The organism is Caulobacter sp. P1_B12_2 (genome assembly GCF_056406675.1).
In genome coordinates this window covers 1-5714 of sequence record NZ_JBFTZS010000383.1, presented here as the reverse complement: position 1 = coordinate 5714, position 5714 = coordinate 1, and the positions used below count along the sequence as shown (strand labels likewise).

At 68.3% G+C, this 5714-nt stretch carries 4 protein-coding genes and 2 pseudogenes; 2 read left to right on the top strand and 4 right to left on the bottom strand.

All coding sequences use genetic code 11. The features are described 5' to 3' along the window. The 4 genes and pseudogenes from AC1DZ6_RS19670 to AC1DZ6_RS19655 all read right to left on the bottom strand — a co-directional run. Positions 1-254: MerR family transcriptional regulator (locus tag AC1DZ6_RS19670; RefSeq protein WP_477098826.1), on the bottom strand; the 254-nt coding region annotated here is incomplete at its 3' end. A gap of 76 nt (positions 255-330) precedes the next feature. Beyond that, positions 331-1209, bottom strand: a complete 879-nt coding sequence (locus AC1DZ6_RS19665) for an amidohydrolase family protein (RefSeq protein ID WP_477098825.1) — start codon at positions 1207-1209, stop codon at positions 331-333. Between the two features lie 58 nt (positions 1210-1267). Continuing rightward, positions 1268-2137: a formyltetrahydrofolate deformylase gene (gene purU / locus AC1DZ6_RS19660; protein WP_477098824.1), complete on the bottom strand. Its 870-nt coding sequence runs from the start codon at positions 2135-2137 to the stop codon at positions 1268-1270. Positions 2138-2306: 169 nt separating this feature from the next. Further along, positions 2307-4543: pseudogene (locus tag AC1DZ6_RS19655) on the bottom strand (TonB-dependent hemoglobin/transferrin/lactoferrin family receptor). A gap of 162 nt (positions 4544-4705) precedes the next feature. Between AC1DZ6_RS19655 and AC1DZ6_RS19650 the strand changes: the two are divergent. Continuing rightward, complete coding sequence (locus tag AC1DZ6_RS19650) at positions 4706-5503, top strand: DUF4198 domain-containing protein (protein WP_477098823.1); 798 nt, start codon at positions 4706-4708, stop codon at positions 5501-5503. A gap of 14 nt (positions 5504-5517) precedes the next feature. Then, positions 5518-5714: pseudogene (locus AC1DZ6_RS19645) on the top strand (EF-hand domain-containing protein); the annotation flags it as partial.

The following is a 5714-nucleotide window of genomic DNA, read 5'->3' as shown; positions in this document are numbered from 1 at the left end:
GCCAGGGCCGGCTGCAGGGCCKGGCCGTCGCCGCCCAGCACCTGGCCGACCTGGACCAGGCTGAGGCCCAGGGCGCGCAGGGCCGCGATCTCGCCGGCGCGGGCCATCTCGTCCGGACCATAGGCTCGCCAACCGGCCGCCGTGCGCTGCGGGCGCACCAGCCCGCGCTGTTCATAGAGCCGCAGGGCCTTGGCCGAAACGCCCAGCCGCCGCGCGGCCTCGGAGGGGTTCAGGAACGGGACGGAAGAGCGCACGGAATCACCTCGCTGGCGGCTTGAACGCCGCCCTTATCGAGGCGGACCCTGGGGCCGGGTCAATGGGGTTCGAACCCTAGTTCGCGCCCAGCAGCTTGGCCGCGTTGTCGTGCAGGACCAGGCGCTCCTCGTCGGCGGTCAGGCCCAGGGCGCGGACGGCGGCGATGGCGGCGGCGGGCGTGTCGACCGGCCAGTCGGACCCCATCAGCACATGGTCGACGCCATGCTGGCGCAGGGTCCAGACGAACTCCGGCTGGACGGGCGAGCCGGCATAGGCCGTGCCGATCGCCGAGATGTCGAGCCAGACATTGCCGCCCATCCCCAGCTTGCGCAGCGTGGACAGGGTCAGCACGTCGCGGAACTGAGTGAAGCCCATATGGGCGAAGATGAAATTGGTCTTGGGCTGCTGCAGCGACAGCATCAGCAGCTTGCCCAGCTCGTTGGCGTCCAGCGGGTTGAAGCTGTCGAACAGCACGGCCATGCCCAGTTCGCCGCACTTGGCCGTCACCGCGGCGACGGCGGGATCGGCGACGTCGAACCGCTGGGTGTTGGGGTGCAGCTTGATCACCTTGACGCCCAGCTTGGCCAGGCGGTCCAGTTCGACCAGGGCCGCGTCGCCGTCGGCGGGATGCACCGAGGCGATCGGATAGAAGTGCTGGGGATCGGCCTTGGCCGCCGCGATGGCCGCGTCGTTCAGGGCGCGGGTGGCGGCCATGTCGCCCCGCCGGGCGATGACGATCAAGGCGCTCTTCTCGACCCCGGCCGCCTGGTCCAGCGTCCGCAGGGCCGTCGTGCCGATCGGATGGGCGGGCGACAGGCCATTGCCGTCGTTCGTGCGCAGATGGGCGTGGGTGTCGATGATCGGGCCGGTGTAGTGCTCGGCCGCCGAGGCGGGAGCGCCCAGGGCGGCGCCCGCCACCAACGCGCAGAGCGCCGCGATTTCGATCCTGCCCATCCTGAAGTCCTTGCTTGCCGCGAACGATGTTCGGTGAAGCTTCGGATATAGGGAGGCTCTAGTCGAACACCACCGTCTTGGCGCCGGCGATCAGCACGCGGTGCTCGACGTGCCAGGTGACCGCACGGGCCAGAACCGTGCACTCGACGTCGCGGCCCAGGGTCACCAGGTCGTCGGGGGTGTGGCTGTGGTCCACCCGGTGGACGCCTTGCTCGATGATCGGACCCTCGTCGAGGTCGGTCGTCACGTAGTGGGCCGTGGCCCCGATGATCTTCACGCCGCGCTCGAAGGCCTGGTGATAGGGCTTGGCGCCCTTGAAGCTGGGCAGGAACGAGTGGTGGATGTTGATGCACCGCCCCGACAGCCGCGCGCACAGGGCCGGCGACAGGATCTGCATGTAGCGGGCCAGCACCACCAGATCGACGTTCAGATCATCGACCAGCTTGAGGAAGGCGTCCTCCTGCTCGGCCTTGTTGGCCTTGGTCGTGGGCAGGTGGAAATAGGGCAGGGCGCTCCACTCGGTGAACGAGCGCATGTCGTCGTGGTTGGACACCACGCCGACGATCTCGACCGGCAGCAGGCCGGCGCGCCAGCGGTGCAGCAGGTCGAACAGGCAGTGGCCGAACTTGGAGACGGCGATCAGCACCTTGGGCTTGGCGCTGGAGTCGTGCAGGGCCCAGGTCATGCCGAAGCGCTTGGCGATCAGCTCGAAGCCCCGACGCAGCGCATCGACCCCGGGCATGTCGCCGTCGGGACGAAACACCGTGCGCATGTAGAACTGGTCGGCCAGGCCGTCGTTGAAGTGGCTGCTCTCGACGATCGAGGCGTCGTTGTCGGCCAGGAAGCCGGACACGGCGGCGACCACGCCCTTACGATCGGGGCATTGCAGGATCAGGATATAGCGGTCGGCGGGGGTCTTGGCGTCCATGGCRGGGTCGTAGTCGACCTGGATCGTACGGCCAAGCCGCATTGTTCTGACGGAGCTTTCACGAAAACAGGGGCTTCAAATGAAAAGACGGGCCGCGACCGCCGACAACGATCGCGACCCGTGCATCCAGCCGGTCGAAGGGGAGATGCCCGGCTAGAACCTCATCGGCCTAGAACTTCACCGCCAGCGAGACGCTGTAGTTGCGGTCTGGCTGGGTGTAGGCGTCCTTGACGACGGAGTTGTCGGCCAGGCCGCGCACGTCGCTCCACCAGGCGTAGGTCTGGCCGGTGATGTTGAAGACGCCGCCGCGCAGGGTGACGTTGTCGGTGACGTTCCAGAAGGCCGTCAGGTCGAACACCGTGAAGGCCTTGGGCATCCAGCAATAGTCCGAGCCCGTCTGGGTGAGGGGCGGGGTTCCCAGGGTGACGCTGCAACTGACGCCCGAGCGCCCGGCCGACTCCTTGGCCGAATGGACGGCGTTCAGCGCGCCGCCGAACCGGCCGGCGGGATCGCGGTACGACAGGCCCGCCACCAGCTTGACCGGGTCGATCGTGACCAGCGGGGCCTTCTTTCCGGCGTTCTCCGAATTGCCGCGGGCGTAGGACGCCGCGCCCTGCAGGGTGAAGCCGCCGCCCAGTTCGGTGACGAAGCGGGCCTCGGCGCCGCTGATCTCGGCCTTCGACTGGTTGATGTACTGATAGACGGCCGGGTCGGCGGGGGTGAACGTGCCGCGCACCTGCACCTGCTCGATGAAGTCGTCGTACTTGCCGGTGAAGCCGGTGACGCTGGCGTTCCAGGTCGGACGGTTCAGGCGCAAGCCCAGCTCGAAGGTCTCGCTGGTCTCGGGTTTCAGGTCGGGATTGGAGATCGACATGTAGTTCGAGACCAGGTTGGCGAAGCCGTTATTGACCTGGGACGGGGAGGGGGCCTTGAAGCCGGCGGCGGCGTTGGCGAAGACCGTGATCAGGTCGGTCGCCTTCCACACCACGCCCAGCTTGGGCGAGACGTGGCTTTCGCTCTGGCCGGCCGGGACATTGGCCGTGAACAGGGCGTCCTTCTTGGGCTCCAGCTTGTAGTAGTCGAAGCGGACGGCCGGATAGAAGGTCACCGGACCGAAGGCGACCTCGTCCTGCGCATAGGCGCCGGCCAGGGTGTAGTCGGTGGTCGGGAAGGCGCGGGTGGGGAAGACCTCGCCGGCCGGCGGCGCCGTGCCGTCGCGCACGCCCTCCTGGCGGGTGATCGAGGCGTCGCCGCCCCAGACGAACTTGTGGACCACGCCGCCGATCGTGGCGTCGCTATGCAGTTCCAGCGCCGCGCCCCAGACCTCGTTGTCGAAGGTGGCGTCGCGGGTGCGGTCGACGGCGGTGTTGCGGTCCTCGGCCGAGTACTGCCGGGTGGTGCTGTTCTGGTAGTATAGCGTGGTCGTCGCCGACTGGATCAGGCCTTCGCCGGCGGTGTAGCGGTGGTCGAAGCTGACGCGGTCGCGCTTCATCTTGTCGAAGGCGGTCAGGCCCAGCACGCTGGTCGCGGCCAGGGGCGGCTTGGCGATGGCGCTCAGCACGGTCCAGCTGGTGTCGCCGTCGAGGTGGTCGTAGGTCAGGCGCAGGCGGTTGTGGTCGTTCAGGGTGTAGACCACCCGGGCCAGGACGGCGTTGGACTGGTTGTCCTCGGGGTTGGCGGTGGTGCGGTCGGTGTTGGCGGAGTCGTTGGTGCCCGCCGTCTTCTGGCCTTCGCCGTCGCGGCGGGTGTAGGCGATCAGGCCTTCCCAGGCGCCGCTCTGGCCGGCGGCGGTCAGGCTCTCGGTCCAGCTCTCGTCGGACGAGGCGTAGCCGGCGCGGGCGCGCAGGCTGAAGGCCTTGCCGGACGTCAGCAGGTCGGACGGATCCTTGGTGAAGTAGTTTACGGAACCGGCCAGGCCGTCGCTGCCGTAGAGCGCCGAGGCCGGGCCGCGCACGATCTCGACGGACTTCAGGGTGTCGAGGTCGACATAGTCGCCGCGTCCCATGTTCTGGGCGCCGAAGGCGTAGCCGTCGGGGATGCGCACGCCGTCCACCAGGACCAGGACGCGGTTGCCTTCCAGGCCGCGGATGTTGAAGCCGGCGTTGCCGTCGCGGCCGGTGGAGGCTCCGGCCGCGGTGAAGCGGGCGGGGGCGCGGCGCACCGACACGCCGGGCTCGAAGCGCACCAGATCCTTGATGTCCTTGACCAGGCCGTCCTCGATCTCCTGGCTGGAGATGACGCTGGCGGTCACCGGGGCGTCCTGCAGCGCCTTCTCCGAGCGGGTCRCGGTGACCGTCACCTTGTCGCGACGGCGGCGTCGGCCGCGAACGCCGCCTGGGCGCAGAGCAGGGCGGTGGCCGAGACGGCGGCGAAACAGGTGAGCTTGGCGAGCTTGGCGCGAGACATCGAAGACCCCCGGGTCTGGTTCTGTAGATGCGAACTATTCGCATCTCGTTGAGGTCGAGCTACGGCCATCGCGCGGCTTGGTCAAGCTAAATGAGATTGATTCTTAGAATCACTAGCAATAGAGCTTTCAGCGACGCTTCCTCACATCCGGAGATTCCGCCCATGCGCCGCTCGCTATCCTTCGCCGCCTTCGCGATCGGCGCGGCCTTCGCCGGCGCCTTGGCCGGGACGGCCCAGGCCCACTCGCCCTATCTGTTGCCTACCGTGTTCGACGCCAGCGACCGCAAGGTGGTGACGGTGCAGGGCTCGTTCACCGAAAGCTTCTTCGCGCCCGAGGTGGTGATGAAGTCCGACGCCTGGGCGGTGGTCGGGCCGGACGGCGCGCGCAAGCCGCTGACCCCGACCAACCTGCGCGAACTGGCCCTGGTCGAGGTGACGACCGAGGCGCCCGGCACCTATCGCATCACCACCGGCCAGCGCACCGGCCGCACCGCCAAGGCCGTGCTGGTCAAGGGCGAGTGGGAGTTCCTCGAGGACCCCAGCAAGGCGCCCGCCGGGTCCGCGCCAGTGGACATGCAGAGCCTGACCCTGGCCGACGTCTATGTGACGCGCGGCGCGCCCAACGCGACGGCCCTGGCCCCGGTGGGCAAGGGCCTGGAGTTCGTGGCCGTCACCCATCCCAGCGAGATCACCACCGGCCAGGACGCCAGGTTCGTGGTGCTGTTCGACGGCAAGCCCGTGAAGGGCCAGGCCATCACCCTGCACGGCGCTGACGATCACTATGCCGAGGCCAAGGCCGCGCCGATCAACGTCACCAGCGACGACCAGGGCCGCTTCACGATCAAGCCGGCCAAGTCGGGCGTCTACCAGATCCAGGCCCGCTACCGCGTCGCCCCGACCGCCGCCGATCCGGTCGGCCACTCCTACACCTACGCTCTCACCTTCGAATCCCTGCGCTGAGAAAGACCAGCACCATGAAGATCAAGATCGCTCTCCTGGCCGCCGCCACGCTTGCCTTGGGCGTCGCCGCGCCCGCCTTCGCCGCCTCCCACGCCCGCGACACCTTCATCAAGGAGCAGGACCTCAACGGCGACGGTTCGGTCAGCAAGGAAGAATTCAAGATCGGCCGCGAGAAGCAGTTCGCCGGCATCGACGCCGACAAGAACGGCGT